The 26,155-nt window shown below is 65.3% G+C and carries 25 protein-coding genes; 12 read left to right on the forward strand and 13 right to left on the reverse strand.

The features are described from left to right. Nucleotides 1-23: 23 nt before the first annotated feature. Both bamC and AWB78_RS18425 read left to right on the forward strand, forming a co-directional pair. Entirely contained in the window at nt 24-1,244 is a 1,221-nt protein-coding gene (gene bamC, locus AWB78_RS18420; RefSeq protein ID WP_062606771.1) for an NlpB/DapX family lipoprotein, read from the forward strand. A gap of 466 nt (nt 1,245-1,710) precedes the next feature. Next, nucleotides 1,711-2,001, forward strand: coding sequence for a putative quinol monooxygenase (locus AWB78_RS18425; protein ID WP_062606773.1), 291 nt, complete (start codon nt 1,711-1,713; stop codon nt 1,999-2,001). Nucleotides 2,002-2,020: 19 nt separating this feature from the next. Here AWB78_RS18425 and AWB78_RS18430 read toward each other — a convergent pair whose 3' ends face one another. From AWB78_RS18430 to AWB78_RS18440, 3 genes are all read right to left on the reverse strand, one after another. Further along, complete coding sequence (locus AWB78_RS18430; RefSeq protein WP_062606861.1) at nt 2,021-2,281, reverse strand: hypothetical protein; 261 nt, start codon at nt 2,279-2,281, stop codon at nt 2,021-2,023. A 152-nt stretch (nt 2,282-2,433) separates the two neighbouring features. Next, nucleotides 2,434-4,044 carry a malate synthase A gene (gene aceB, locus AWB78_RS18435; RefSeq protein ID WP_062606775.1) on the reverse strand — a complete coding sequence of 537 codons (1,611 nt, stop codon included), beginning with the start codon at nt 4,042-4,044 and terminating at the stop codon, nt 2,434-2,436. 71 nt (nt 4,045-4,115) lie between these two features. Further along, nucleotides 4,116-4,919 carry a haloacid dehalogenase type II gene (locus AWB78_RS18440; protein WP_062606777.1) on the reverse strand — a complete coding sequence of 268 codons (804 nt, stop codon included), beginning with the start codon at nt 4,917-4,919 and terminating at the stop codon, nt 4,116-4,118. A gap of 138 nt (nt 4,920-5,057) precedes the next feature. Here AWB78_RS18440 and AWB78_RS18445 point away from each other — a divergent pair, with 138 nt between their 5' ends. After that, nucleotides 5,058-5,960 (forward strand): LysR family transcriptional regulator, encoded by a 903-nt coding sequence (locus AWB78_RS18445; protein WP_062606779.1) that lies wholly within the window; start codon nt 5,058-5,060, stop codon nt 5,958-5,960. A gap of 169 nt (nt 5,961-6,129) precedes the next feature. Next, the gene (locus AWB78_RS18450; protein ID WP_062606781.1) at nt 6,130-6,564 is read left to right on the forward strand and encodes a universal stress protein; all 435 of its coding nucleotides are present in this window, start codon (nt 6,130-6,132) and stop codon (nt 6,562-6,564) included. 114 nt (nt 6,565-6,678) lie between these two features. Here AWB78_RS18450 and aceA read toward each other — a convergent pair whose 3' ends face one another. The 3 genes from aceA to AWB78_RS18465 all read right to left on the reverse strand — a co-directional run bounded on the left by aceA (nt 6,679) and on the right by AWB78_RS18465 (nt 10,756). Further along, nucleotides 6,679-7,986, reverse strand: coding sequence for an isocitrate lyase (aceA, locus tag AWB78_RS18455; RefSeq protein ID WP_062606783.1), 1,308 nt, complete (start codon nt 7,984-7,986; stop codon nt 6,679-6,681). A gap of 397 nt (nt 7,987-8,383) precedes the next feature. Next, a complete protein-coding gene (locus AWB78_RS18460; protein ID WP_062606785.1) occupies nt 8,384-10,027 on the reverse strand; it encodes a DEAD/DEAH box helicase in 1,644 nt (547 codons plus the stop codon). Between the two features lie 459 nt (nt 10,028-10,486). Next, nucleotides 10,487-10,756 (reverse strand): acyl-CoA-binding protein, encoded by a 270-nt coding sequence (locus AWB78_RS18465; RefSeq protein WP_062606787.1) that lies wholly within the window; start codon nt 10,754-10,756, stop codon nt 10,487-10,489. Nucleotides 10,757-10,924: 168 nt separating this feature from the next. Here AWB78_RS18465 and tsaB point away from each other — a divergent pair, with 168 nt between their 5' ends. Genes tsaB through AWB78_RS18485 form a run of 4 tightly spaced genes read left to right on the forward strand, consistent with a single transcriptional unit; the run spans nt 10,925 to nt 14,118 of the window. Beyond that, on the forward strand, nt 10,925-11,704 hold the full coding sequence (gene tsaB, locus AWB78_RS18470; protein WP_062606789.1) for a tRNA (adenosine(37)-N6)-threonylcarbamoyltransferase complex dimerization subunit type 1 TsaB: 780 nt from the start codon (nt 10,925-10,927) through the stop codon (nt 11,702-11,704). After that, entirely contained in the window at nt 11,701-12,195 is a 495-nt protein-coding gene (gene rimI / locus AWB78_RS18475; RefSeq protein ID WP_062606791.1) for a ribosomal protein S18-alanine N-acetyltransferase, read from the forward strand. The genes tsaB and rimI overlap by 4 nt, the downstream gene beginning before the upstream one ends. After that, complete coding sequence (locus AWB78_RS18480) at nt 12,182-13,126, forward strand: uracil-DNA glycosylase (protein WP_062606793.1); 945 nt, start codon at nt 12,182-12,184, stop codon at nt 13,124-13,126. The genes rimI and AWB78_RS18480 overlap by 14 nt, the downstream gene beginning before the upstream one ends. Further along, nucleotides 13,126-14,118: a DUF1853 family protein gene (locus AWB78_RS18485; RefSeq protein ID WP_062606795.1), complete on the forward strand. Its 993-nt coding sequence runs from the start codon at nt 13,126-13,128 to the stop codon at nt 14,116-14,118. The genes AWB78_RS18480 and AWB78_RS18485 overlap by 1 nt, the downstream gene beginning before the upstream one ends. 9 nt (nt 14,119-14,127) lie before the next feature. On the opposite strand, the gene thiD is transcribed toward AWB78_RS18485, so the two are convergent. Genes thiD through lplT form a run of 4 tightly spaced genes read right to left on the reverse strand, consistent with a single transcriptional unit; the run spans nt 14,128 to nt 17,764 of the window. Next, entirely contained in the window at nt 14,128-14,940 is an 813-nt protein-coding gene (thiD, locus tag AWB78_RS18490; protein ID WP_062606797.1) for a bifunctional hydroxymethylpyrimidine kinase/phosphomethylpyrimidine kinase, read from the reverse strand. A 7-nt stretch (nt 14,941-14,947) separates the two neighbouring features. Then, nucleotides 14,948-15,595: a thiamine phosphate synthase gene (gene thiE / locus AWB78_RS18495; protein WP_062606799.1), complete on the reverse strand. Its 648-nt coding sequence runs from the start codon at nt 15,593-15,595 to the stop codon at nt 14,948-14,950. A 2-nt stretch (nt 15,596-15,597) separates the two neighbouring features. Continuing rightward, complete coding sequence (gene thiM, locus AWB78_RS18500) at nt 15,598-16,413, reverse strand: hydroxyethylthiazole kinase (protein WP_062606801.1); 816 nt, start codon at nt 16,411-16,413, stop codon at nt 15,598-15,600. A 43-nt stretch (nt 16,414-16,456) separates the two neighbouring features. Then, nucleotides 16,457-17,764 (reverse strand): lysophospholipid transporter LplT, encoded by a 1,308-nt coding sequence (lplT, locus tag AWB78_RS18505; RefSeq protein ID WP_062606802.1) that lies wholly within the window; start codon nt 17,762-17,764, stop codon nt 16,457-16,459. A 281-nt stretch (nt 17,765-18,045) separates the two neighbouring features. Here lplT and alr point away from each other — a divergent pair, with 281 nt between their 5' ends. From alr to AWB78_RS18520, 3 genes are all read left to right on the forward strand, one after another. Continuing rightward, complete coding sequence (alr, locus tag AWB78_RS18510) at nt 18,046-19,116, forward strand: alanine racemase (RefSeq protein WP_062606863.1); 1,071 nt, start codon at nt 18,046-18,048, stop codon at nt 19,114-19,116. Nucleotides 19,117-19,162: 46 nt separating this feature from the next. Further along, entirely contained in the window at nt 19,163-20,548 is a 1,386-nt protein-coding gene (gene radA / locus AWB78_RS18515) for a DNA repair protein RadA (RefSeq protein WP_062606804.1), read from the forward strand. A gap of 162 nt (nt 20,549-20,710) precedes the next feature. After that, entirely contained in the window at nt 20,711-20,977 is a 267-nt protein-coding gene (locus AWB78_RS18520; protein ID WP_062606807.1) for a DUF2866 domain-containing protein, read from the forward strand. Here the strand turns inward: AWB78_RS18520 and AWB78_RS18525 are convergent. Together AWB78_RS18525 and AWB78_RS18530 are read right to left on the reverse strand one after the other, a co-directional pair. Further along, the gene (locus AWB78_RS18525) at nt 20,974-21,993 is read right to left on the reverse strand and encodes a CaiB/BaiF CoA transferase family protein (RefSeq protein ID WP_082883336.1); all 1,020 of its coding nucleotides are present in this window, start codon (nt 21,991-21,993) and stop codon (nt 20,974-20,976) included. The two genes, AWB78_RS18520 and AWB78_RS18525, sit on opposite strands and share 4 nt — an antisense overlap. 14 nt (nt 21,994-22,007) lie before the next feature. Then, entirely contained in the window at nt 22,008-23,948 is a 1,941-nt protein-coding gene (locus AWB78_RS18530; protein ID WP_062606812.1) for an ATP-binding cassette domain-containing protein, read from the reverse strand. Nucleotides 23,949-24,104: 156 nt separating this feature from the next. On the opposite strand from AWB78_RS18530, the gene AWB78_RS18535 reads away from it, so the two are divergent. Then, nucleotides 24,105-24,596 carry a glutathione peroxidase gene (locus AWB78_RS18535; protein ID WP_062606814.1) on the forward strand — a complete coding sequence of 164 codons (492 nt, stop codon included), beginning with the start codon at nt 24,105-24,107 and terminating at the stop codon, nt 24,594-24,596. 25 nt (nt 24,597-24,621) lie between these two features. On the opposite strand, the gene cls is transcribed toward AWB78_RS18535, so the two are convergent. Then, nucleotides 24,622-26,112: a cardiolipin synthase gene (cls, locus tag AWB78_RS18540; protein ID WP_062606816.1), complete on the reverse strand. Its 1,491-nt coding sequence runs from the start codon at nt 26,110-26,112 to the stop codon at nt 24,622-24,624. Between the last annotated feature and the right edge of the window lie 43 nt (nt 26,113-26,155).

Raw genomic sequence — 26,155 nt, forward strand, 5'->3', positions numbered from 1 at the left:
GCGTAGCGGAAGGACTTCTCCAAATGACAGATTTTCGTGTAACGAAGCGCATGGCCGGGCTCTTCGCGGTGGCCGGAATCGTGGCGGGATGCGGCTCGACCAATCCCAATGCGTTCAACTACAAGAGCGATCAGCGTTCGAAACAGGTGTCTCTCGCCGTTCCGCCGAATCTGCTCGACGAGGCGGCCGATCAGCGTTCGCTTCCGCCGCAGGGCGGCCAGGCCACGCTGTCCGATCTGCAGCAGATTCAAAAGGTCGCACCGAACACGCCCACGGTGGTCCCGCCGGTGTCGGGCATGCACATCCAGCGCGAGGGCACCGAGCGCTGGCTGGTCGTCGACGGCAAAACGCCCGATCAGGTATGGCCGCAGATCCGCCGATTCTGGCAGGAGCAGGGCTTTCTGCTCGTCGTCGATCAGCGCGACAAGGGCGTGATGGAGACGGACTGGAACGAAACCCATCCGCAGATTTCCGATGGCCTGATCCGCGACACGCTCGCCAAGGCAACCGGCAACTCGTATGTCACCGCCGAGCGCAACAAGTACCGCACGCGGCTCGAGGCGGCGCCCAGCGGCGGCACGTATGTGTTCATCAGCCAGAAGGGCATGCGCGAGGCGCTCACCGGCGTGAACAACGATTCGAGCCAATGGCAGGCGCGCCCGAACGACCCGGCGCTCGAAAACGAATACCTGAAGCGCCTGATGTCCTCGCTCGCGATGGCCGATCAGCGGACGGCTTCGGCTGGTGCCACGTCGCTCGACGCGCCGGCGGCCGGCGCGGGCGCTGCTGCTGCGAGTACGCAAGCCGCGAAGGGCGGCGATTCGAAGGCCGCATCGGTGGCGGCGCAGAACGTCGCGAACACGGGCAACACGCCGATTCGGAACGAGGTCGTTCCTGAGGCCACGTCCTCGCAGCTGACCTTGCCGGAAGCGTATGACCGCGCGTGGCTGCACGTGGGCATCGCGCTCGATCGCGCCAACTTCACGGTTGACGACCGTGACCGCAACAAGGGCGTCTACTACGTGCGCTACGTCGATCCGACGGACAAGTCGTCGGCCGAGCAGGGCTTCTGGAGCCAGGTGTTCCACGGCCGCAAGGAAATGAAGGCGAAGCAGTACCAAGTCAACGTGCGCGCGGTCACCGAGCAGCAGACGCGCGTCGCGATCGTCGACGACAAGGGCGAAGTGGATTCGTCGCCGCAAGCGCGCCAGATCATGGCCTTGCTCGCGGACCAGATCGGCTGATCGTTCGTCGCAGTCGAACCGTGTGAAAACCGCCTCCATCGCGAGGCGGTTTTTTTGTGCCTTCTTCGTCGCGCTGTTCGCGCAAACGATTTTTTCAGCATGCACGGAAATGCGAGGCTCACCCGCGAATTTGCGCAGACAATTCTTTCTATCCGGAAATGTGCGCAAAAGCTTATAAAAATGGGCCTGGGGACAGTACATTGCATCAATGGCGCAAAACGCAGCTTCCGCGACCTTACGACGCGGTTCCCCACGTGTCTCATCCGACATAAACAGAATGATTGGTTCGCCGCGCGCGAACCCCGATGGCCCCGTCGCCTATCCTCGTAGGGCGACGGTTTTTACCCGCGTTTCTCTTGGAACGCGGGTTTTTTCTTTGGCGTCGCCATCGGGCGGTTTCGGCGGCATGCCCCGCGCGCGGTTATGCTCGTGCTTTCATCGTTTCATGGAAAACAGGAGAAACCTTATGTCGGAAGTTGCCGTCGTCGCGCTATTCGTCGCCAAGCCGGGCAAGGAAGAGGAACTCAGGCAAGTGCTGGAAGCCAACGTCGAGCCGACGCGAAAGGAGCCGGGCGCGCTGCAGTACGACTTGCACCGCGACATCAAGGAGCCGCGGCGCTTCATCTTCGTCGAGCGCTGGGAGAGCGAGGCCGCGCTCGCGAAGCACGGCGAATCCGCGCATATACAGGCGTTTCGGGCGAAATCGCCCGATTTGTGCGAGCACGGCGAGGTCCGCGTCGCGAGCAAGATTCTCTGACGGGGACCGTGGACCGTCTTCAGTGCGTTTCTTGCGGCACGTCGAGGATCAGGATGATGGTCCAGTCGGCTTCGCCGTCGTGATGATACTGACGCTCCGCGACGATAAACGGCTGCTGCTTGCCCGCCGGCCCGAGAAAGAGCACGTCGCCTTCCATCGGCAGGCATTCGACGGGCGGCAGCGCCAGATACGCTTCCTTGTTCACGTTGCGCGGCATCAGCTTTTCGATCTTGCGCGATGCCGCTTCGGTCCATTCGATATCGAGCTGGATATTGCTCATGCTGTCGTTCGCACGTTTCGTGCGCTCCACGGTTGAATCGTTGAAAAGACGATGCGCAATGTAGCACACGCCATGCACCCTTCATGAGGCGTCGCCCACGAAAAAACGGCCCGAAGGCCGTTTTTCGTCACGAGTCGAAGCGCGCGTAACGCTCAGATTTCCTCGTACAGCGGCAGCGTCAGAAACTCGGTGAACTGCGGCGATGTCGACATCTCTTCGAAGATCTTCGCCGCGCGCTCATACGGCTTCGTGTCCGCGCCCGACGCGCTCACGGACTGCTTCACCTTTTCGAGTTCGTCGATGGTGATGTCGCGCACCATCGCCGCCGTGACCTTGCGGCCGTCGTCGAGCTTGCCCTTCGGCGAGCGGATCCATTGCCACACCTGCGAGCGCGATATCTCCGCGGTCGCGGCGTCTTCCATCAGATTGTGGATCGGCACGCAGCCATTGCCCGCGAGCCACGAGCCGAGATAGTGGATCCCGACGTTCACGTTGTTGCGCAGACCCGCTTCGGTGATCGGCTCTTCCGGGCGGAAATCGAGCAGATCGTGCGCGGTGACCTGCACATCGGTGCGCTGCTTTTCGATCTGGTTCGGCTTGTCGCCGAGCACCTTCACGAACTCTTCCATCGCGACCGGCACGAGGCCCGGATGCGCGACCCAGCCGCCGTCGTAGCCGTCGGTCGCATCGCGCGCCTTGTCGGAGCGCACGCCGCTCATCGCCTTGTCGTTCGCGGCGGGATCGTTCTTGATCGGAATCAGCGCCGACATGCCGCCGATCGCGGGCGCGTTGCGCCTGTGGCACGTCTTCAGCAGTTCCAGCGCGTAGGCGCGCATGAAGGGCGCAGTCATCGTGATCTTCGCGCGGTCGGCGAGGCAGAAATTCGTGTCGTTCTTGAACTTCTTGATCGCGGAGAAGATGTAGTCCCAGCGGCCCGCGTTCAGCCCCGAACTGTGCTCGCGCAGCTCGTAAAGAATCTCGTCCATTTCGAATGCGGCGAGAATCGTCTCGACGAGCACCGTCGCGCGAATCGTGCCGCGCGGAATGCCGACGCCTTCCTGCGCCGCGATGAAGATATCGTTCCACAGGCGCGCTTCCAGATGGCTTTCCATCTTCGGCAGATAGAAGTAGGGTCCGCTGCCGCGCGCGATCATTTCCTTCGCGTTGTGGAACAGGAAAAGCGCGAAATCGAAGACGCCGCCGGACACGCGCTGACCGTCGATGGTCACGTGCTTTTCATCCAGATGCCAGCCGCGCGGACGCACGATCAAGGTCGCGATCTTCTCGTTGAGCTTGTACGACTTGCCGTTCTGTTCGAGCGAAATCGTGCGGCGCACCGCTTCCTTCAGGTTGATCTGGCCGACGATCTGGTTGTCCCAGTTCGGCGCGTTCGAATCCTCGAAGTCGGTCATGTACGAGTCCGCGCCGGAGTTGAGCGCGTTGATGATCATCTTGCGCTCGACCGGACCGGTGATCTCGACGCGGCGGCACTGCAGATCCTTCGGCAGCGGCGCGACCTTCCAGTCGCCTTCGCGGATCGATTTCGTTTCATCGAGAAAGCCGGGGCGCTCGCCCGCATCGAGACGCTTCGTGCGCTCGGTGCGCGCGGCGAGCAACTGCTGGCGGCGCGGCTCGAACTGGCGATGCAGCTTCGCGACGAATTCCAGCGCCTCGGGCGTCAGGATGGTCTCGTAGCCGGGCTTGATATCGGCCGAGATTGCCATGCCTTTCGGAAGCGAAAGCGGATTCGATGGATGCGTCATGGTTTTCTCCTTGGTCGGTCAGACGGTTTTGCTGGTGGTTCGCTTGCAAGCGATTAAGAAAGTTGAAGGCATCAGGCGCCGTGCGGACGGCGCGCGCTGCCCGCGCGACGGCTCGCGAGCGGGATGACCTGCTGCGCGCATCCGCCTTCGATGAATGCGATGAGTTCATCCATGCCGCGCCCGCTGCCGATCGGCGCGACGCCGAGTTCCTCGACGGGCAGCGCCGCGCGATTGATCCAGAAGGTCGTGTAGCCGAACCACGTCGCGCCGGCGACGTCCCAACCGTTTGACGACACGAACACGATATCCCGCGCGGCCGCGCCGAACGCCTGCGTGCCGAGCGCATACGTGGCGGCGGCGGGTTTGTAGGCGCGCACGGCATCGACGGACAGCACGTGATCGAAAAGCCCGGTCATGCCGGCGCTCTTCACGGCGATGTCGAGCATCGGCGGATTGCCGTTCGACAGGATCGCGAGCGGGATGTCGAAGCGCTCGCGCAGTTGCCGCAGCGCGGGCACGGTGTCGGGGAACGCGGACAGGCATGCATATTCGTCCATCAGACGCTTTTCGGCGGCGCGGGTCAGCGCGTCGGCGAGATTCAGCCTGGCTGCCGCATGGCGCAGCGCATCGATCGTGATGTTCCAGAACGGCTCGTAATGCGCGCCCGCCGGATCGGCGAGCGTGCGCAGTTGCGTGTATTCGATCTGCTTCTGACGCCAGAGCTGCGAGAGCGCGTTGCCGTGGCCGGGAAAAAGCTGCTCGGCGGCCGCGACGACCGAATGGACGTCGAACAGCGTGCCGTATGCGTCGAAGATGACTGCGCGGGGAGGGTTGGAAATTCCGGGGGACGATGCGTGTGTCGTTATGGCCGACATAGCCGTGCGCTCCATGTAGAGGTCGGGATCGATTGTATTCGTGATCGAAGTGATGGAAAAAGTGCCGCCGGATCACTTGATCTTTTACTTTTACTTACCTAATCTGTGCGCCAGTACCCGTATTCACGACGAACACGCATGGATCGATTCAAGCAAATTGAGACTTTTGCGGCGGTGGCGGCGAAAGGCAGCCTGTCCGCGGCGGCGCAGGCGGAGGGCATCGCGCCGGCGGTCATCGGACGCAGGCTGGATGCGCTCGAGGAACGGCTCGGCGTGAAGCTGCTCGTGCGCACGACGCGCAAGATCACGCTCACGTTCGAAGGCTCGGCGTTTCTCGAAGATTGCCAGCGCATCCTCAACGACATGCAGAACGCGGAGGCGAGCGTGTCGGCGGGCGGCGTAAAGGCGAGCGGGCATCTGCGCGTATCGGCGCCGGCGGGTTTCGGGCGGCGTCACGTGGCGCCGCTCGTGCCGAAGTTCACGACGCTGCATCCGGATGTGTCGGTGAGCCTCGATCTGACCGACCGCATGGTCGACCTCGTCAATGAAGGCTTCGACTGCGCGGTGCGCCTGGGCGAACTGCCGGATTCGTCGCTCGTGTCGCTCAGGCTCGGGGAGAACCGGCGCGTGTGCGTTGCGTCGCCGGACTATCTGAAGAAGCGCGGCGAGCCCCCGGATCTCACCGCGCTCGGGCATCACAATTGCCTCGCGCTCGGAGCATCGGCCAATCAGCAGCGCGGATGGGTCTTCCAGCAGGACGGCAAGGTCGTGACGATCAAGGTCTCCGGCACGATGGAGTGTTCGGACGGCGCGGTGCTGCACGAGTGGTGTCTCGAAGGCCGCGGCCTCGCATGGCGCTCGTGGTGGGAGGTGGGCGAGGATATCGGCGCGGGGCGGCTCGTGAGCGTGCTCGATGCGTTCGCCGCGCCGCCGATAGGCATTCACGCGGTGTTTCCGCAGAGAAGGCACTTGCCGTTGCGGGTGCGATTGTTTCTCGATCTGCTCAAGCATACGTATAACGCGACGGGGTATTGGGGGTAACACTTCAGGTCGGGCGAAGTTTCGGATTCCTATGCGGGCGTCATGGACCGGCATTCCGTGCCGATGTGGCGAGGCGACACATCGACGCGCAAACGGCATCGACACTTCTCCGCCTCCGTCGCCCTTACTACAATAGAACCACGCACTCACACGTATCGGGGAGAACGCCATGTTCAAACACATCCTCGTGCCGACCGACGGCTCCGAGCTATCGCAAAAGGCCATCGACGGCGCGATCGATCTCGCGCAATCCGTCGGCGCGCGCATCACGGCTTACGCGTGCCTGCCTCAATACCCGTACTCGCCCTTCGCCGATGTCGCCGTCGAGCCGCCCGACGACTTCCACGCGCGCGCCGAGAACGAAGCGCGCGAGCACCTGCGCGAGGTCGAGCGCGCCGCCGAAAGCGCCGGCGTCCCGTGCACGAGCGTGACGAGCATCGAAGCCGCGCCGTATATCGGCATCATCGAAGCGGCGGAGCAGAACGGCTGCGACGTGATCCTGATGGCCTCGCACGGACGGCGCGGTCTCGGCAGCCTGCTCATCGGCAGCGAGACGCAGCGCGTGCTCACGCACACCAAGATTCCCGTCATCGTGTATCGGTGACACCCAAACGGAAGCGCACCACGATGCGCTTTCGTTTGAGCGGCGGCCGTGGCGCGCTACTGCATGCGCCACGGCCGCCGCCTTATTTACCGCTCTCCCTGATTCAGCCTGCTATCAAGCGACCTTCTTGTCGAAGAACTGCTCGTCTTCCGTCGAGCCGTGCAGTGCGGTCGTCGATGCTTCGCGCTCGACCGTCTGCGTGACCGCGTCGAAATAACCCGTGCCCACTTCGCGCTGATGCTTGACCGCCGTGAAGCCCCTGTCGGCGGCGGCGAACTCGGCCTGCTGCAACTCGACGAACGCGCTCATCTGCGAACGGGCGTAACCGTGCGCGAGGTTGAACATCGAGTAGTTCAGCGCGTGGAAGCCGGCCAGCGTGATGAACTGGAACTTGTAGCCCATCGCGCCCAGCTCGCGCTGGAACTTGGCGATGGTCGCGTCGTCCAGATTCTTCTTCCAGTTGAACGACGGCGAGCAGTTGTACGAGAGCATCTTGTCCGGGAACTGCTTGTGGATCGCCTCGGCGAACTTCTTCGCGTATTCCAGATCCGGCTTGCCGGTTTCACACCACACGAGATCCGCATAGGGCGCGTAGGCGAGGCCGCGCGACACCGCCTGCTCCAGACCCGGCTTCGTGCGGAAGAAGCCTTCCACGGTGCGCTCGCCGGTCAGGAACGGCTTGTCGTTGTCGTCGATGTCGGACGTCACGAGGTCGGCGGCTTCGGCATCCGTACGGGCGATCAGCAGCGTCGGCGTGCCGCACACGTCCGCCGCGAGACGCGCGGCCGACAGCTTCGCGACGTTCTCGCGCGTCGGCACGAGCACCTTGCCGCCCATGTGGCCGCACTTCTTGACCGATGCCAGCTGATCCTCGAAGTGCACGCCCGCGGCGCCGGCCTCGATCATCGCCTTCATCAGCTCGAACGCGTTGAGCACGCCGCCGAAGCCCGCTTCGGCATCGGCCACGATCGGCGCGAAGTAGTCGATATAGCCTTCATCGCCCGGATTCTTGCCTTCGGACCATTGAATCTGATCGGCGCGCGTGAGCGTGTTGTTGATGCGCTTCACGACGAGCGGCACCGAGTTCGCCGGATACAGCGACTGGTCCGGATACATTTCGCCCGCGACGTTCGCGTCGCCGGCCACCTGCCAGCCCGAGAGATAGATCGCCTTGAGGCCGGCCTTGACCTGCTGCATCGCCTGATTGCCGGTCAGCGCGCCGAGCGCGTTGACGAACGGCTCCTCGTGGATCGACGCCCACAGTCTTTCGGCGCCGCGCTTCGCAAGCGTGTGCTCCGGCTGCACCGAGCCGCGCAGACGCACGACGTCTTCCGCCGAGTAGCTGCGCTTGATGCCTTTCCAGCGCGGATCGCTTTCCCATTGCTGTTGGAGTTGCTGAGCTTGTTGTTGACGTGAGGTCATGGCGTTTCTCCTTGAGATCGGACTGAACGACGAATGGTGAATCGATGTTCCTTGACGACTTGAGCTCCGGTGCGCCGGGTTCGGCAGTCTGCGTTTGCTCAACTCTTATATAAGAGTCTAGGCAAATGCGGACTCGCGAAACACCCCTTGAAAGCAGATTTGCAGATAATTTTTATTATTGAAATTCAATGATATAGATGCGACATACCGCATGGCGGAATGTCTTTTCCTATCTTGCAACGGATGGTATGGTGCCGCGCAGCACATCTTTTGCGACGCAAAAGGCCATTGCGCATCGTGAAATATGGCGACGGGACGAAAAAAAACCGACGCGCGAGGCGTCGGTTTTGTTTTGAGGCGCGAGAAGCGGCGCTGAAGCCGCTTCCTGAAGTGCTGCTCAGCTGCCGCGGCGCGGGGCGCGCGGGCCGTCGTTGCGGCGCGCGCTGTAGCCGTCGCGTTGGCCGAAGCCGCCTTCGCCACGGTTGCCGCCGCGATAGCCGCCGTCGCTGTTGCCGCCGCGATAGCCGCCATCGCTGTTGCCGCCGCGATAGCCGCCGTCACGATAACCGCCTTCGCGCGAACCGGCGTTCGACTTGTTGCCGTAGCCACCGGCGTTGCCCGGACCGTAGCCACGACCGCTGCCGTTGCCACCGCCGTTACCGCCGAAGCGACGGCCGCCGCCATTGCCGCCCGGACGGCCGCGTCCGCCGCCGAAACCGCCCTTGGGCGGCGCCTTGCGCGGCTCGAAGCCCGCGACGACGTTCACCGGCAGCGGATTGCGCACGAAGCGTTCGATGCGCTTCAACGCGCCCATTTCGGCGTAATGCACGAGGCTGACCGCGGTGCCGCTGCGGCCCGCACGACCGGTACGGCCGATACGGTGCACGTAGTCTTCAGCGAACTTCGGCAGGTCGTAGTTGAAGACGTGCGTGATGCCCGGAATGTCGATGCCGCGCGCGGCGACGTCGGTCGCGACCAGCACGCGCACGCGGCGCTCGCGCAGCGCGCGGATCGTGCGGTTGCGTGCGCCTTGCGGCAGATCGCCGTGCAGCGCGGCGGATTCGAAACCCGCGTCGGCGAGACGATTGGCGATCAGATCGGCATCGCTCTTCGTCGCGGTGAAGACGATCGCCTGATCGAGGCCGTCGTCGCGCAGCAGATGATCGAGCAGACGATCCTTGTGATCGCGGTCGTCGACGTAATGCACGGTCTGCGCGATGTTGCTCTTCGCTTCGAGCCTCTGCACGATCTCGATGCGCTCGGGATCCTTCAGCAGACGACCCGTCAGCGACGTGATCTTGCTGTCGATGGTCGCCGAGAACAGCAGCGTCTGGCGCGATTCGGGCGTGGCGTCGACGATCTTCTCGATGTCTTCGATGAAGCCCATGTCGAGCATGCGATCGGCTTCGTCGAGCACGAGCATGTTCAGCTCCGACAGGTCGATGCGGCCGCGCTCCAGATGGTCGATCAGGCGACCCGGCGTCGCGACGAGAATCTCGGGGTTCTTCGCGAGCAGCATCAACTGCTGGCCGTACGCCACGCCGCCGAGAATGCTGACGGTGCGCAGGCGGCGCAGGTGCTTGCCGTACGTGGTCGCGGCGGTGGAAACCTGCATCGCGAGTTCGCGCGTCGGCGTGAGCACGAGCAGGCGCGGGCGCGCGACCGGTTGCGGACGGCGGCCGCGCGCTGCGTTCGGGTCACGCGGCGCACGCGGCTGCTGCGCTTCCTGCTTCTGCAGTTGCGCGAATTTTTCGATGGCGGGCAGCATGAACGCCGCGGTCTTGCCCGAACCGGTCGGGCTGGAGACGAGCAGGTCGCGGCCGGCGAGCGCGGCGGGAATCGCGCGCTGCTGCACGGGCGTCGGGGATTCGTAGCCCGCTGCGGTCAGCGCGGACACGATCTCGGCGGAAAGGCCGAGCGATTCGAAAGTGGGGCCGGCGGGCTTTTCGACTGCGGGAGCGGCCGGGGCGTCGGTCGTGGGGGTGATGCCAATGTTTGCTGCGAGGTTGTCCAACGGGCTAGCGGTGAAGCTCGAAGTCATGTCGATCCTTGAAACGGGGAATAAGGCGTCGGCGCCAATCGGCATACCCAAGTCGTTGGATTCAGCGAGCGAAGAAACAGCGGGCAAATCGAAAAACGGGGGCCACTCGCGCGAACGTGCGGCGAGTATCTTTGTTAGAAGCTGTATCGGATACGGCAGACCCGATGAATCGGCGGGTGCTGACGTCAGCCTGATGCATGACGGGCCGTGGAACAAACTGCGTGCAAATGCAACGCAAAGGCCTGGCAGGGAGGGGACAGTTTCTAAACTGGATTGGGGCGAAACGCTACGGAGCGCCTTGCTGCGTGAGCCTCTGCTGAAAAGCAGGCAACTCACAGTTGAGCGCTGGCCGCTAGTATAGCCGAATTTGCTGCACTGCGCCACATTTTGACGCGAAACCGCGCCATCGTCGGGCATCGGATGGCGCGGCGCGGTTTCGCACCGTGCCCGATCGGATGATCAGGCCGCTTCGCCGCGCTTGAGCGATTCGACGAGCTCGACGTAGCGCGTCTTCGCTTCATCGGCGGGCGTGCCTTGCAGCGCGGCCCACGCTTCGTATTTGTACTTTGCGGCGATGTCGGTGAAGCCGGGCTTGTCGCCCTGCACGTCGCCGATGCTTGCCTGCTTGAACAGCGCATAGAGGCGCAACAGCGTGAGATTGCCGGGACGCTCGGGCAGCTGGGTCACATCGGTTTGGGCCTGAGCGAATTGCTGGTCGATATCGGTCATGTCTTCTCCGTTCTTGTCGATAAGGGACCGAACGATCTTAGCAAGCGGCACGCGCGCGACCTGTCGAGGCTTTCCTCGAACCGGGCGTGCCTTCCAGACGCGATCGGGATCGGTCCGCGCGCGCGGATCGTGCGAAAGCGGCGCATCTCCCGCATTACAATACCGCCTATGACACGCACCGTTCTGCTCGCCCTCGACACTTCGACGGAGTTCTGCTCTGTCGCGCTCCTGCTCGCCGACTCCGCCTCCGCTCCCGCTCAGTCCGCCGTCGCGCCTCACTATGTGAACGGCGATACGCGCGTCTGGTTTCGCCACGAGGCGACCGGCGCGGTGTCGAGCACGCGCCTTCTGCCCGCCGTGCGCGAACTCTTCGACGACGCCGGTCTCGCGCTCGCCGATTGCGCCGCGATCGCATTCGGCGCGGGCCCGGGCTCGTTCACCGGTCTGCGCACCGCAACGGGTGTCGCGCAAGGGCTGGCGTTCGGCCTGAGCGTGCCGGTCGTGCCGGTGAGCACGCTGCTCGCGTGCGCGGAAGCGGCGCGGCTCCGCGATGCGGCGATCGCGCCGCGCGTGCTCGCGGCACTCGATGCGCGCATGGACGAAGTGTATTGGGCCGACTTCGAATTCGATGCCGCCTCGGGCGACTGGCGCACGCTGCATTCGGCTGCGCTCGATGCGCCCGGCGCGCTGCCCCTGCCGGACGTGCCTTTCGCGCTCGCGGGCAACGCCGCCGCCGCGTTCGGCGATCGCCTGCCGGCGGTGGCCGCCGCGGCACAGGTCGATCGCGAAGCGCTGCCGCATGCGCTGCCGGTTGCGCTCATCGGCTTGCGCGCTTTCCAGGCGGGGAAAGCGGTCGCGCCCGAGCTCGCCGCGCCGGAGTATGTCCGCGACAAGGTCGCCCAAACCACGGCGGAGCGTATGCAGGCTCGCGAGGAGGCGCTTCGGTGAGCGGCGTGCTGCTCGCGGATCGGTATCTCACGCCGATGACCGAAGCCGACCTCGACGAAGTCGCCGCGGTCGAAAAGCTCGCCTACGAATTTCCCTGGAGCCGTGGCAATTTTCAGGATTCGCTGCGCAACGGCTACTACGGCGTCTGCCTGCGGCATGTGACCGGCACGCTGATCGGCTATTGCGTGCTGATGCCCGTCGTCGACGAGATGCATCTGCTCAATCTGTGCGTCGCGCCGTCGGCGCAGCGCGCGGGCGCGGGCCTCGCGCTGTTGCGCGAAGCGGTGCGCATCACGCGCGCCGAAAAGCTCGAAGGCGTGCTGCTCGAAGTGCGGCCGTCCAATCCGCGCGCGATCCAGCTTTACGAGCGCTTTGGCTTCGCGGCCATCGGACGCCGCAAGAACTATTACCCCGCGCGGCATCGCTCGCGTGAGGACGCAATCGTCATGCGTCTGTCGTTTCCGAAGGAGAGTGCGCATGGCGCTCGATGAATCGCTGGTTGAGGAGTTGGGTATCGGGCCGGTCTGGGTCCGGCGTGGGGTGGCGGCGACGCCTGAATCGGAAGTTGCGGCGAGCGCGCCTGTCGAACCGGTCGGGCAAACGGAAGCACGAGCGCCTGAAGCGCCTGCGCCCGAAGCGCCGACGCCAGTGGAAAGCCTGCAAGAGCCGACGCCTCCCATCACCGCACGCAGCGAGCCGCGGCAAGACGCCTCGCCCGATTTCGACGCACCGCCGCTCGACGCCTACGACGATCTCCCGTGGACCGACGACGCAATCGTGCACGTGGAACCCGTCGCCGCCGAAGCGCCGAGCGATATCCACACGCTCGACTGGGACGCGCTCGCCGAGCGCGTCGCGAACTGCGAGCGCTGCCGGCTGTGCGAACGCCGCACGAACACGGTCTTCGGCGTCGGTGACCGCGAAGCCGACTGGATGCTGATCGGCGAGGCGCCGGGCGAGAACGAGGACAAGCAGGGCGAGCCGTTCGTCGGTCAGGCGGGCAAGCTGCTCGACAACATGCTGCGCTCGCTCACGCTGTCGCGGCAATCGAACGTCTATATCGCGAACGTCATCAAGTGCCGCCCGCCCGGCAACCGCAATCCCGAACTCGATGAAGTCGCGCGCTGCGAGCCGTATCTGCAGCGCCAGGTCGAGCTCGTGAAGCCGAAAGTGATCGTCGCGATGGGGCGCTTCGCCGCGCAGAGTCTTTTGAAGAACGAAGCCAGCATCGCATCGATGCGCGGGCGCGTGCACGAATATCGCGGCGTGCCGGTCATCGTCACGTATCACCCGGCCTATCTGTTGCGCAGCCTGCAGGACAAGTCGAAGGCGTGGGCCGATCTTTGCCTCGCGCGCAACACGTATCGCGAGGCGCTCGCCGCGCTCGGCGTCGAGCAGGGAGCGGAGCAGGGCGGCCACTGATGACCGTCTCGGCGACCGACCTGTCGCGTCTCGTCGACCGCTTCGACGACGTCACGGTTCGCGATCTCGCCTGGCTGCTCTTCGCGCCCGACTTGCTCCGCGAGGGCGACGCCACGCTGGCGCGCCCCTTCGCGACATCCGCCGAGCGCGACGCGACGCTCGCGTGGCTGAAAGCGCTCGACGCCGCGCCGCACGCGCTGCACGATCACGCGCGCAATCCGAAGTTCACGCGGCTCGGCATCTATGCCGAGAGCCTCATCCGGTATTTCCTCTCGCACGGACCGGCGGCGCGCCTCATCGCGGCGAACGTGCCGTTGCGGCGGCAGCGGCGCACGATCGGCGAATGCGACTTCCTGCTGGAGTCGGCCGATGGCGCCCGGCTGCATTGGGAGCTCGCGGTCAAGTTCTACCTGCATATCGGCGACATCGACGGCCATGCGTCGCGCGCGGCGCGCCTGTCGGACTATGTCGGGCCGAATCTCCAGGATCGCTTCGATCTGAAGCACGCGCGGCTCGTCACGCATCAGCTCGGGCTGACTTCGCGCGCGGAGTTCGCCGCGCTCGGCTTCGAAGGGCCGTGGCGCGCGCAGTTGTTCATCAAGGGGCGGCTCTTCTATCACGGGCTCGAGGACGAGCGCATCGAGCCCGCGCCCGAGATCGGCGAAAGCCATTTGCGCGGATGGTGGCTGACGGCGTCGGAGTGGCGCGCGGCGCGCTCGGAGGCTTCGGACGCTTCGAACGATGAGCGCGCGTGGGTCGTACAGCCGCGCATGGCCTGGCTCGCGTCGCGCAAGCTCGATGCGGCGGCTGCGGAAACGCTCGTGGCCGAATCGGCTGCGATTCACACGCGTCTCGAAGGCACGGTCGCGCCGACGATGATCGCCGCTTACCTACGCGATGAAGCGGGCGGCTGGATCGAGGAATCGCGCGGTTTCATCGTTCCGGACGACTGGCCGGAGAAAGCGCGCGCGTTCGCTGCATCGGTTCAATAACCGCGCTGCTCACCACCAGCGGAAGAAGTGATGCACCGGCCCGACGCCGTGACCGACGTCGAGCCGCACGCTCGCCTCGATCGCGCCGGTGAGGTACCGCTTCGCTTCGGCGGTGGCGCTCGCCAGATCATCGGTTTGCGGAATCAGCGCCGCGATCGCCGACGACAACGTGCAGCCCGTCCCATGCGTATTCTTGAGCGGCACGCGCGCGCCGCCGAGCCTGAGCGACCCGCTTGCCTCGATGAGCCAGTCGGGACTGTCGTTCGATGCGAGATGGCCGCCTTTCATCAGCACGGCCCGCGCGCCGAGGGCCCGCAGCGCTTCGCCCTGACGGACCATCGCGTCTTCATCGACGGCGCTTTCGGTGCCCAGCAGCGCCGCCGCTTCGGGCAGATTCGGCGTGACGAGCGTCGCGAGCGGCAGCAGTTCGTCGCGCAGCGCGGCCACCGCCTCCGGCGCGAGCAGCGCGTGATGGCTCTTCGAGATCATCACGGTGTCGAGCACGACATGCTTCGGCCGATGACGCCCGATCGCATCCGCGACCGCGCGCACGATGCCCGCGTTGGCCAGCATGCCGATCTTCACGGCATCGATGCGGATGTCGTCGAACACGGCGTCGAGCTGCGCGGTGATGAATGCGGGCTCCGGCGCATGAACCGCGGTCACGCCGCGCGTGTTCTGCGCAGTGAGCGCGGTGATGACGCTCGCGCCGTACGCGCCGAGCGCGGAGAAGGCCTTCAGATCGGCCTGAATGCCCGCGCCGCCGCCCGAGTCGGAGCCGGCGATCGTGAGCACGTTGGGGATGGTTTTCGTTGCGGCCATATCGGGTTCAGGTTCGTGCGCGCGCGATGGAAGCGCGCAATGCCGCGGCCGCTTCGCGCGGATCGGCCGCCTTGCAGATCGCCGACACGACGGCGAGACCGGCGGGTTTCGCGCGCATCACTTCGGCGGCGTTGTGCGCCTGGATGCCGCCGATCGCGACGGTCGGAAAGCGCGTGGCGGCGCGGATTTCAGCGAGGCCGTCGATGCCGCACGGCGTGGAGGCGTCGGTCTTGGTCGGCGTCGCGTACACCGGTCCGGCGCCGAGATAGTCGATCACGCCCGCGAGCGTTTCCGCGTCGGCGGTTTCATCGAGATTCGATACCGACAGCCCGATCAGCGCATCCGGCCCGAGCAGCCGCCGCGCGACATCGGCGGGGAGATCGCGCTGGCCGATATGCACGCCATCGGCGCCGACAGCGAGCGCGACATCGACATGATCGTTGATGACGAACGGCACGCCGCGCGCCCGCGTGATCGGCAGAAGCTCGCGCGCGAGATCGAACCACGCGCGCTTGTGCCACTCCGGCGCGCGCAACTGCACGAGCGTCGCGCCGCCGTCGAGCGCCGCGCGCGCGACCGCGAGCGCGGCGTCATGTCCGCCGCACTGCACGGGATCGAGCACGAGATAGAGCGAGAGATCGAACGAAGCGCGCATGGTCAGCCCGAGACGATATCGCGCTGCACGAGCGTCTTTTCGAACGCTTCGGCATCGACGGAGGCGAGCCGGTCCAGATACGCGACGGCGAAGCTGCCGGGCAGGGCGGCTTCGCGCGCGGCGAGTTCGCCCGCGATGGTCGAATACGCGATTCCCGCAACCGTCGCGGCCCAGAACTCGTCGCGATCCGACGCCACGCCGACGAACGCCGCAACGGTCGCCGACAGCGCGCAGCCGACGCCCGTCACGCGCGTCATCAGGGGCGAGCCGTTGGACAGCGCGATCACGCGGCGGCCATCGGTCACGTAGTCGGTCTCGCCCGTCACCGCGACGACGGCCTGCGTTTCCAGCGCGAGAACCTGCGCGGCATCGAGCGCGGCGTCGGTGGCGGCGGTGCTGTCGACGCCGCGTGCGCTCGCCGCGCCGCCCGACAGGCTGATGATCTCCGACGCGTTGCCGCGAATCACCGCGGGCTTCGAATCGAGCAGATCGAGCGCGAACTCGGTGCGAAACGCGAGCGGCCCGACCGCGACCGGGTCGAGCACCCAGGGCTTGCCCGCGCCGCAGGCGGCATCGACGGCGGCGCGGATCGCGCGGCTCTGCGGCACGTCGAGCGTGCCGAGATTGACCGACAGCGCGTTCGCGACCGGCGCGAACTCGCCGACTTCCTCGCGCGCGACGACCATCGCCGGCGCGGCGCCGATCGCGAGCAGCACGTTGGCGGTGAAGTTGGTGACGACGAGGTTCGTCAGGCAATGCACGAGCGGCGCGCGTTCGCGCACGCGGGTGACGAACGAGAAGAGGTCGGCGGCGAGCATGATGTCGGTCGAAAGAAAACGAAAGCGCGGACAGCGCGCGGCGTCAGTGACGCGCTTCGCCGATCAGCGCGACGGAATCGAACGCGCGCTGATTGGCCTGATGCCGGCGCATCACGAAGTACATCATGAGGCACACGAACGAGCCGAACAGCACGATGACGAACTGGATCGGGACGTCCAGCCACACGAGCACCGCGTAGAGACAGAGCATCACGAGCACCGAGAGGTTCTCGTTGAAGTTCTGCACGGCGATGGAGTGCCCGGCCGACAGCAGCACGTGGCCGCGATGCTGGAGCAGCGCGTTCATCGGCACGACGAAGAAGCCCGACAGACCGCCGACGACCATCAGGAACACGTACGCGATCAGCAGATAGCCGGGGAAGTGCATCTTGCCGAAGTAGATGCCCCAGTGCGCGGGAAAGAGATGGCGCGTGTAGAAGGCCATCAGCATGACGGCGAGGCCCATGATGATGCCGACCGGCAGCACGGTGAGCGAGCGCTTGAGCGGCACGCGCGCGGCCGCGAGCACCGCGCCCGCCGCGACGCCGACCGCGATCACGGCCTGCAGGATGGCGGCCTGCGAGAGCGTCATGCCGAGCGAGACTTCGGCCCACTTCAGCACGATGAACTGCAGGGTCGCGCCGGCGCCCCAGAAGAGCGTCGTGACGGCGAGCGAGATCTGGCCGAGCTTGTCGCGCCACAGGACGAGAAAGCAGTCGGCGAAATCGGTGATGAGCTTGAGCGGCCGCGTTTCCTGCTTCGGATAGCGCGCGCCGGTGTCGGGAATGCGCAGGTTGAAGATCGCGGCGATCACGTACATGAGCATGATGACGAGCATCGCGGCTTCGGCCGGCGTGCTGATGCGCGGAATATGCAGCGACAGCAGATGACTCGCGATGTGCGGGCTGATGAGCGCGCCGCCCATCACGGTGCCGAGAATGATCGAGCCGACCGTCGTTCCTTCGATCCAGCCGTTCGCGGCGACGAGCCGGTCGGCTGGCAGGAGTTCGGTGAGAATGCCGTATTTTGCCGGCGAGTAAGCGGCGGCGCCGAAACCGACGATGCCGTACGCGAGCAGCGGATGCGCGCCGAAGAGCATGGTCACGCAGCCGACGACCTTGATCGAGTTGGTGACGAACATCACGTGACCCTTGGGCCGGGAGTCCGCGAAGGCACCGACGAACGCCGCGAGAATCACGTAGGACAGGACGAAGAACAGCTTGAGCAGCGGCGTCATCCAGTTCGGGGCGTGAAGGTCTTTCAGCAGTGCGATGGCAGCGATCAGTAGAGCGTTATCGGCCAACGATGAGAAAAACTGCGCGGCCATGATGGTGTAAAAACCTTTTTTCATCTGATCCGAAGCTTTCCTCACTGCGGGTGATCCGCCCCGGGCGCCGGTTGAGCGCGCGGGCTTATGCCTTTCGAAATGGGTTGTGCGCACGGCTTTATAACACGAAAATAGGCGCATTCTGACTAGCAGTAATCTCGATCGCGCGAGAAATCACACGCTCGTGCGCGATTTTCCTCATAAGATACTGATTCGCAAGGCGGTCTCGGCGAGCGCAGCAGGACGCGTCCCGCTGTCGTATGCTCACCTTTTCGACCGCATTCACTGCAATCCCACACACGCTCATGCCGCGCCCCCTTTCCGCAACGATCCACACCGCCGCGCTCGCCAACAACCTCGGCGTCGCACGCAAGTACGCGCCGAAATCCAGAATCTGGGCCGTCGTCAAGGCCAATGCGTATGGCCACGGACTCGCCCGGGCGTTCCCGGGACTGCGCGCGACGGACGGCTTTGGCCTTCTCGACCTCGAAGAAGCCGCGAAGTTGCGTGAATTGGGCTGGGCGGGGCCGATTCTTTTGCTCGAAGGCTTTTTCCGGCCCACCGACATCGACGTGATCGACCGCTACAGCCTGACCACCGCGGTCCATTGCGACGAGCAGTTGCGCATGCTCGAAATGGCGCGCCTGTCGAAGCCGGTCAACATCCAGTTGAAGATGAACAGCGGCATGAACCGCCTCGGCTACACGCCCGAGAAGTTCCGCGCGGCGTGGGAGCGCGCGCGCGCCGTGCAGGGCGTCGGCCAGATCACGCTGATGACGCATTTCTCCGATGCCGACGCTCCGCGCGGCATCGCGCATCAGCTCGAGGCGTTCGAGCGGAGCGCGGAGGGCATCGCGGGCGCGCGCAGCCTCGCGAACTCGGCGGCGGTGCTGTGGCATCCGGACGCGCATTTCGACTGGGTGCGGCCCGGCATCATGCTGTACGGCGCATCGCCGTCGGGCGTGACCGCCGATATCGCCGATACCGGTCTGAAACCCGCGATGACGCTCCAGTCCGAGCTGATCGCCGTGCAGACGGTCGACGCGGGCGGCAGCGTCGGCTATGGTTCGGCCTTCACGGCGGGCCAGCCGATGCGCATCGGCGTGGTCGCGTGCGGCTACGCGGACGGCTATCCGCGCGTGGCGCCGGAAGGCACGCCGGTCATCGTCGATGGCGTGAGGACGAAGCTCGTCGGCCGCGTGTCGATGGACATGCTCACCGTCGACCTGACGCCGTGCCCGAATGCCGGCATCGGCTCGCGGGTCGAGCTGTGGGGCACGAACCTGCCCATCGACGATGTGGCGAGCGCGGCCGGCACCATCGGCTACGAGCTCATGTGCGCGATCGCGCAGCGCGTGCCGGTGCGCGCGGAATAACGCGTACTTTCCACGCGACAAGAACGACATTAAATCAAGGCATTAAGTGGCAAAAGCAGCGAAGGCGAAGACCCTCTATACCTGTAGCGAATGCGGCGGACAGGCGCCGAAATGGACCGGCCAGTGCGCCGCGTGCGGGGCGTGGAACACATTGCTGGAAACGGTGGAGCAGGCGGCATCGGCACATCGATTCCAGGCGCTCGCGAAGAGTTCGCCGGTGCGCAAGCTCGCGGAAATCGAGGCGTCGGACGTGCCGCGCTTCACGACCGGCGTCGGCGAATTCGACCGCGTGCTGGGCGGCGGGCTCGTGCCGGGCGGCGTCGTGCTGATCGGCGGCGATCCGGGCATCGGCAAATCCACGCTGCTGCTGCAATCGCTCGCCGAAATCGCGCGCGACCGGCCCGCACTCTATGTGAGCGGCGAGGAATCCGGCGCGCAGATCGCGCTGCGGGCACAGCGGCTCGGCCTGATCGGCGGCGCGAGCGCGGCCGGCGATCTCGCGTTGCTCGCGGAAATCCAGCTCGAAAAGATTCAGGCGACCATCGACGAGCAACGGCCCGAAGTCGCCGTCATCGACTCCATCCAGACGATCTATTCCGAAGCGCTGACCTCCGCGCCCGGCTCGGTCGCGCAGGTGCGCGAGTGCGCGGCGCAACTGACGCGCATCGCGAAGCAGACGGGCACGTCGATCATCATGGTCGGCCACGTGACCAAAGAGGGCAGCCTCGCGGGGCCGCGCGTGCTGGAGCACATCGTCGATACGGTGCTTTATTTCGAGGGCGACACGCATTCGTCGTTCAGGCTCGTGCGCGCGTTCAAGAACCGCTTCGGCGCGGTCAACGAGCTCGGCGTCTTCGCGATGACGGAAAAGGGCTTGCGCGGCGTCGCCAATCCGTCGGCGCTCTTTTTGTCTCAGCATGAACAGAGCGTCGCGGGATCGTGCGTGCTCGTCACGCAGGAAGGCTCGCGGCCGCTGCTCGTGGAAGTGCAGGCGCTGGTCGACACCGCGCATGTGCCGAATCCGCGACGGCTCGCGGTCGGTCTGGAGCAGAACCGGCTTGCGCTGCTGCTCGCCGTGCTGCATCGGCATGCGGGCATCGCGTGCTTCGATCAGGACGTGTTTCTGAACGCGGTCGGCGGCGTGAAGATCACCGAGCCCGCGGCCGACCTCGCCGTGCTGCTCGCCATCCACTCGTCGATGCGCAACAAGCCGCTGCCGAAGGGCCTCATCACGTTTGGCGAAGTGGGACTGGCGGGCGAGATCCGCCCGTCGCCGCGCGGACAGGATCGTCTGAAGGAAGCGGCGAAGCTCGGCTTCTCGATGGCGCTGATTCCGAAGGCGAACGCGCCGAAACAGGCAATCGAAGGGCTCAAGGTGATTGCCGTGGACCGCATCGAGGAAGCGATCGACCGCGTGCGCGATCTCGAATGAGCCGGTGATCGGACCCCTCGTAACGCGTCGTAAAAATCTCGTTGCGCAATGTAACCCAAGCGACGCGCGGTTTTTCTATCCTTAGAAGGCTACGGACCCGGCCAACCTCGCTAAAGGCATGTCAAGAAGCGAGGTGACCGGAAGGATCGAGAGGACCACGCCTTGAAACACGCAAAATCAACCCGGCCGAACCCCGCCGCGTTCCACCTGCGCGGATGCCGCGTCTCCGCGCCGCTGCAGCAGCCATGGGGCAGCGGTTGCCGGATCGTCGAATGGATCGACGACCAAGGCCAGATCTCGCGCCGCGTCGTCGCGGCGGATGTGACGGAAGATGAAGTCGTCGCGACCATTCGTCAGCACGTGACGGGCCGCAAGCACGTGCTCGTCGATGACGAGCGCCAGCCGCGCCAGGTCTTGCCGCGACGCTAGACGCTCCTGAACAGCGGATGCGCCGCCGCTTCGGCGGGCGTGAGCACGGGCGCGAAGCAGCAATCGAGCGGCTCCAGCAGCGCTATCCATTCATCGCGCGTGCGCTCGCGAAACGTCGCGGCCAGTTCCGCCGATAGTTGCGCGGCATCCGCGCCACCGATCGCCTGTCCGAGGCTCCAGTGCCGCGTCGCCCAATCGGGACGGCCGAGCGCTTCGCACAAGCTCTGCCAGAACTTCAATTCGAGCGCGCCCACCGCGACGAAGCGGTCATCGCGCGTGCGATAGACGTCGTAGCACGGCGCGCCGCCGTTCAGCAGACCCGCGCCGGCGCGCGTGCTCGCTTCGTCGGCGTTGGCGAGCGCGATATGCGCCATGACATTGTGTGTGTGCGCCGCGTGCGCCATCGACACGTTTACACAGCGGCCTTCGCCACCGCGCGCGACGTGCCAGGCCGCCGCGAGTATTTCCATCACGGCCGACAGCGCGCCGCCGAGCAGATCCGCAAGCTGGAAGTTCGGCGCGATCGGCCTGCCGTCGCGCGCCGCGAGCTGGTCGAGCACGCCGGCGTAAGCGATGTAGTTCAGATCGTGACCGGCCTTGTTCGCGAACGGACCGTCGTTGCCGTAGCCCGTGATCGCGCAATAGACCAGCTTCGGATTCGCCTCGCGCAACACGTCGTAGCCGACGCCCAGCCGCGCCATCACCGAAGGACGAAAACTCTCGACCAGAACGTCCGCGCCGCGCGCGAGTTCGATCAGCTTCGCGCGGCCTTCCGCCGTCTTGAGATCCAGTGTGAGCTGCCGCTTGCCGCGATTGACGATGCGATAGAACGCGCTCGGTGTGCCGCTTTGCCGGTCGGCTTCGCTTTGCAGCATCGTGCGCGTGTAGTCGCCTTCGCCTGGCGGCTCGATCTTGAGCACATCGGCGCCGAGCTCGGCGAGTCTCAGTGTTGCGACGGGGCCGGGCAGGAGCCGCGACAGGTCGAGCACGCGCAGGCCGGTGAGGGAAGGTGTCAAATCGATAGTCTCCGTTATGAACCGATCTGTTCGAGTTCCTCGTGCGCTTCGAGCCATTCCATTTCGAGCGTTTCGAGGCGCGCATTGACTTCGCCCTGGCGGCGGATCGTCTCGGTCAGCTTCGTCTTGACCGCGGCCTCGTAGCTCGCCGGATCGGCGACGAATGCGTCGAGTTCTGCTTTCTCGGCGTTGAGCTTGTCCATCTCCTTCTCGATCTTCGCGATGCGCGACTGCAGCGGCTTCTTCAGATGCGCGAGCTTCTGCCGCTCCTGCGCTTCCTGCCGACGTTGCTCCTTGCGATTGAGCCCGTTGTCCTGCGCGTCGCCGGACGAAGCCGAATTCGCTTCCTTCGCCGCCGCGCGCGTTTCGGCGGCGTGCTGCAGCAGCCAGTCGCGGTAATCGTCGAGATCGCCGTCGAACGGGCTCAGGCGATGCTTCGCGACGAGCATGAAGGTATCCGTCGTCGCGCGCAGCAGATGCCGGTCGTGCGACACCAGAATCAGCGTGCCTTCGAACTGCGCGAGCGCCATCGTCAGCGCGTGGCGCGTTTCGAGATCGAGGTGGTTGGTCGGCTCGTCGAGCAGCAGCAGATTCGGCTTCTGCCAGATGATGAGCGCAAGCGCGAGCCGCGCCTTCTCGCCGCCGGAGAAGGGCGCGATCTTCGCGGTGGCCATTTCTCCGGAAAAGTTGAAGCTGCCGAGAAAATCGCGCAATTCCTGCTCGCGCGTGTCGGGCGCGAGGCGCGCGAGATGCCGAAGCGCGGAATCGTCGGGACGCAGCGTTTCGAGCTGATGTTGCGCGAAATAGCCGATCTGCAAGCCTTTGCCCTGACGCACGCTGCCCGACAACGGCTCGAGCGTCTGCGCGAGCGTCTTGATGAGCGTCGATTTGCCCTGGCCATTCGCGCCCAGCAAACCGATGCGCTGACCGTTCTGAATCGACAGCGTCACGCCCTCGACGATCGGGATCTCGCCGCCTTCGTCGTTGTGATAGCCGCAGCGCACGCCTTCCATGACCATCATCGGATTGGGCGCGGCATCCGGCTCGCGGAATTCGAACGTGAAGGGCGAGCTCGCATGCGCGGGCGCGATCAGCTCCATCTTCTCCAGCGCCTTGACGCGGCTTTGCGCCTGCTTCGCCTTGGTCGCCTTGGCCTTGAAGCGGTTGATGAAGCTCTGCAGATGCGCGACGGTCTTCTGCTGCTTCTCATACGCGCTCTGCTGCAGCGCGATTTGCTGCGCGCGCAGCACTTCGAACTGGCTGTAGTTGCCGCCATAGCGCTTCACCTGACGATTCTCCAGATGCAGCGTGACGTTGCAGACCGAATCGAGAAACTCCCGGTCGTGCGAAATGACGACGAGCGTGCCCGGATAACGCCCGAGCCAGTCTTCCAGCCAGACGATGGCGTCCAGATCCAGGTGGTTGGTCGGTTCGTCGAGGAGCAGCAGGTCGGACGGGCACATCAGCGCCTGCGCGAGATTCAGGCGCATACGCCAGCCGCCCGAAAAGCTCGACACCGGCTCGCGCGTCTGCTCCAGCGTGAAGCCGAGGCCGAGCAGCAGCGTTTCGGCGCGCGCGGGCGCGGTGTAGCCGTCGGCGTCCGCGAAGGCGGCGTGGGCTTCGGCTTCGGCGGCGCCGTCGTGGGCGGCGGAGGCCGACGCGATGCGCGCCTCGATCGCGCGCAGGTGCGCGTCGCCGTCGAGCGTGTAGTCGAGCGCACTGCGGTCCACCGCGGGCGTCTCCTGCGCGACGTGCGCGATGCGCCACGACGGCGGCATCGAGAAATCGCCGCCGTCCGCGTGCAACTCGCCGCGCAGCACGGAAAAGAGCGTGGACTTGCCCGCGCCGTTCGCGCCGATGAGACCGGCTTTCTCGCCCGGATTGAGCGTGAAGCTCGTCTCTTCGAAAAGCGGCTTGGTGCCGCGGGACAGGCTGAACTGATTGAAGCGGATCACGTCGGAATGGCGGCGAAAAGGGCGCGGCTTTGAAGGAAAGCGCTATTTTAGACCGGACGCACCGTCGGCCGAGGATCGGCCGTTCGGCCAATGGCAGACGAACGCGTGTCGCGGTAGCATCGCCTATATTTCAGACTTCATTTCGCGGAGCGTGCGATGAGCGCAGCCAACGAAGGCATCTACGGCTTTTCGGCCGAAACACTCGACGGCGCGGCCGTCAGCCTCGACAAGTACCGCGACAAGGTGCTGCTCATCGTCAACACGGCGAGCGAATGCGGGTTCACACCGCAATACAAGGGTTTGCAGGAGATCTATCAGCAGCTCGCGGCGCGCGGCTTCGAGGTGCTCGGCTTTCCGTGCAATCAGTTCGGCAAGCAGGAACCGGGCGATGCGGAGCAAATCGGCAGCTTCTGCGAAAAGAACTACGGCGTCACGTTCCCGATGTTCGCGAAGATCGAGGTCAACGGCTCGAACGCGCATCCGCTCTACAAGTATCTGAAGGACAAGGAGCCGGGCCTGCTCGGCATCGAGGCCATCAAGTGGAACTTCACGAAGTTTCTCGTCGACCGCAATGGCCGCGTGGTGAAGCGTTACGCGCCGCAGACGAAGCCCGAGTCGATCGTGGAGGACATCCAAAAGCTGCTCTGAACGTGCTGAACCGGCCTGCGCGCGCTCAGAGAATCGGCGAGAAGAGCCGCGCGACGTGCATCGCCATGCGCAGCCAGAACGCCTTGCCGCGATAGTCGTTGCCGTCGATCTCGAATGACTGCGCGAAGTCCGCGAGCAGCATCGCTTCCACCTGGCTCGCAAACGCGCGATCGACCGTCAGCACCGTGATCTCGAAGTTCAGCCGGAACGAGCGGTTGTCGAGATTCGCGCTGCCCACTGCTGCGGCGATATCGTCGACGAGCACGACCTTCTGATGCAGAAAGCCCGGCTTGTAGCGGAAGATGTGCACGCCCGCCTGCACCAGATCGTATGCATAGAGCCGCGACGCAGCGAACACCACGCGATGATCGCGCCGGCTCGGAATCAGGATGCGCACGTCCACGCCGCGCATCACCGCGAGCCGCAACGCCGAGAACACGGCTTCGTCGGGAATCAGGTAGGGCGACGTGATCCAGATGCGTTCGCGCGCCGCGTTGATCGCCTCGACGAAAAAGAGCGAGCAGGTCTCCTGCTTGTCGGCGGGGCCGCTCGACAGCACCATGCAGTGCATGTTTTCGTCGGAATGCGGCGCGGGACCGAGCTCTGGTAGCCGCTGCGTCGCCCAGTACCAGTCTTCGGTAAAGACGAACTGGATGCTCGCCACCGCGGGGCCGCGCACTTCCACATGCGTATCGCGCCACGGCGAGAGCCGCGGGTTGCCGCCGAGATATTCGACGCCCACGTTATGCCCGCCGATGAACGCGCGCTTGCCGTCGACGACCACGATCTTCCGATGATTGCGGAAGTTGATCTGGAAGCGATGCACGAACTTGCGCTGCGCCGCGAACGGATGCGCCTCCACGCCGCCCGCGCGCAGTGCGTACACGTAGCGGTGCGGCAGATCGAAGCTGCCGATGCTGTCGTACAGGAAGTACACGCGCACGCCGGCCTGAGCCTTCTTGATGAGCGCGTCCTTGAGCGTTTCGCCGAGGGCGTCGGCGCGCACGATGAAGAACTGCACCACGATATAGTGTTCGGCCGTCGCGATGGCTTCGAGGATCGCGGCGAACGTGGCGTCGCCGTTGATGAGGACGCGCACCGAGTTGCCGCGCAGGAACGGCATGCCGGACAGGCGCTGCAGCGTGCGGATCGTCGGATTGCCGAGATAGGTGGCCGGTCCCGGCGCGAGTTCGCCGCGCGCGCCGGAGGAATCGATGAGCGGAGCGGCTTCGGGGGCATCGCTGCGATCGCCCGAATCCCATTCGGCGGGCTTGGAGCGGCTGCGCAGGATCTCGACCTCGAGCCGCCGCTCGTCGATATAGCCCGCGAACTTGCTGCGGCCGAGAAACAGATAGGGGATCAGCGTGAAGTAAGGCATCGCGACGAGCGACACGGCCCACGCCACCGCGCCCTGCGACGTGCGGGTGTTGATGACGGCATGGATCGCGGCGATCACGCCGAGCACATGCGCGGCCATCACGAGCGTGCCGAGATGTAGCCAGTCCGATGCTTGCATAGACGCGGAAGATGGGAAGCCGTGCGCTAATGGCGATTCGCCA

This window comes from Caballeronia calidae (assembly GCF_900044055.2).
Taxonomy (GTDB): Bacteria; Pseudomonadota; Gammaproteobacteria; order Burkholderiales; family Burkholderiaceae; genus Caballeronia; species Caballeronia calidae.

Bases quoted from the DNA above. Each gene is read 5' to 3' on its own strand.
- AWB78_RS18450 (WP_062606781.1), top strand. From the start codon at position 6,130: ATGTTCAAACACATCCTCGTGCCGACCGACGGCTCCGAGCTATCGCAA.
- aceA (WP_062606783.1), bottom strand. From the start codon at position 7,986: ATGACCTCACGTCAACAACAAGCTCAGCAACTCCAACAGCAATGGGAA.
- thiD (WP_062606797.1), bottom strand. From the start codon at position 14,940: ATGGCCGCAACGAAAACCATCCCCAACGTGCTCACGATCGCCGGCTCC.
- thiM (WP_062606801.1), bottom strand. From the start codon at position 16,413: ATGCTCGCCGCCGACCTCTTCTCGTTCGTCACCCGCGTGCGCGAACGC.
- AWB78_RS18430 (WP_062606861.1), bottom strand. From the start codon at position 2,281: ATGAGCAATATCCAGCTCGATATCGAATGGACCGAAGCGGCATCGCGC.
- AWB78_RS18425 (WP_062606773.1), top strand. From the start codon at position 1,711: ATGTCGGAAGTTGCCGTCGTCGCGCTATTCGTCGCCAAGCCGGGCAAG.
- AWB78_RS18485 (WP_062606795.1), top strand. From the start codon at position 13,126: ATGACCGTCTCGGCGACCGACCTGTCGCGTCTCGTCGACCGCTTCGAC.
- AWB78_RS18480 (WP_062606793.1), top strand. From the start codon at position 12,182: ATGGCGCTCGATGAATCGCTGGTTGAGGAGTTGGGTATCGGGCCGGTC.
- AWB78_RS18465 (WP_062606787.1), bottom strand. From the start codon at position 10,756: ATGACCGATATCGACCAGCAATTCGCTCAGGCCCAAACCGATGTGACC.
- bamC (WP_062606771.1), top strand. From the start codon at position 24: ATGACAGATTTTCGTGTAACGAAGCGCATGGCCGGGCTCTTCGCGGTG.
- thiE (WP_062606799.1), bottom strand. From the start codon at position 15,595: ATGCGCGCTTCGTTCGATCTCTCGCTCTATCTCGTGCTCGATCCCGTG.
- alr (WP_062606863.1), top strand. From the start codon at position 18,046: ATGCCGCGCCCCCTTTCCGCAACGATCCACACCGCCGCGCTCGCCAAC.
- tsaB (WP_062606789.1), top strand. From the start codon at position 10,925: ATGACACGCACCGTTCTGCTCGCCCTCGACACTTCGACGGAGTTCTGC.
- AWB78_RS18440 (WP_062606777.1), bottom strand. From the start codon at position 4,919: ATGTCGGCCATAACGACACACGCATCGTCCCCCGGAATTTCCAACCCT.
- lplT (WP_062606802.1), bottom strand. From the start codon at position 17,764: ATGAAAAAAGGTTTTTACACCATCATGGCCGCGCAGTTTTTCTCATCG.
- AWB78_RS18445 (WP_062606779.1), top strand. From the start codon at position 5,058: ATGGATCGATTCAAGCAAATTGAGACTTTTGCGGCGGTGGCGGCGAAA.
- aceB (WP_062606775.1), bottom strand. From the start codon at position 4,044: ATGACGCATCCATCGAATCCGCTTTCGCTTCCGAAAGGCATGGCAATC.
- AWB78_RS18460 (WP_062606785.1), bottom strand. From the start codon at position 10,027: ATGACTTCGAGCTTCACCGCTAGCCCGTTGGACAACCTCGCAGCAAAC.
- cls (WP_062606816.1), bottom strand. From the start codon at position 26,112: ATGCAAGCATCGGACTGGCTACATCTCGGCACGCTCGTGATGGCCGCG.
- AWB78_RS18535 (WP_062606814.1), top strand. From the start codon at position 24,105: ATGAGCGCAGCCAACGAAGGCATCTACGGCTTTTCGGCCGAAACACTC.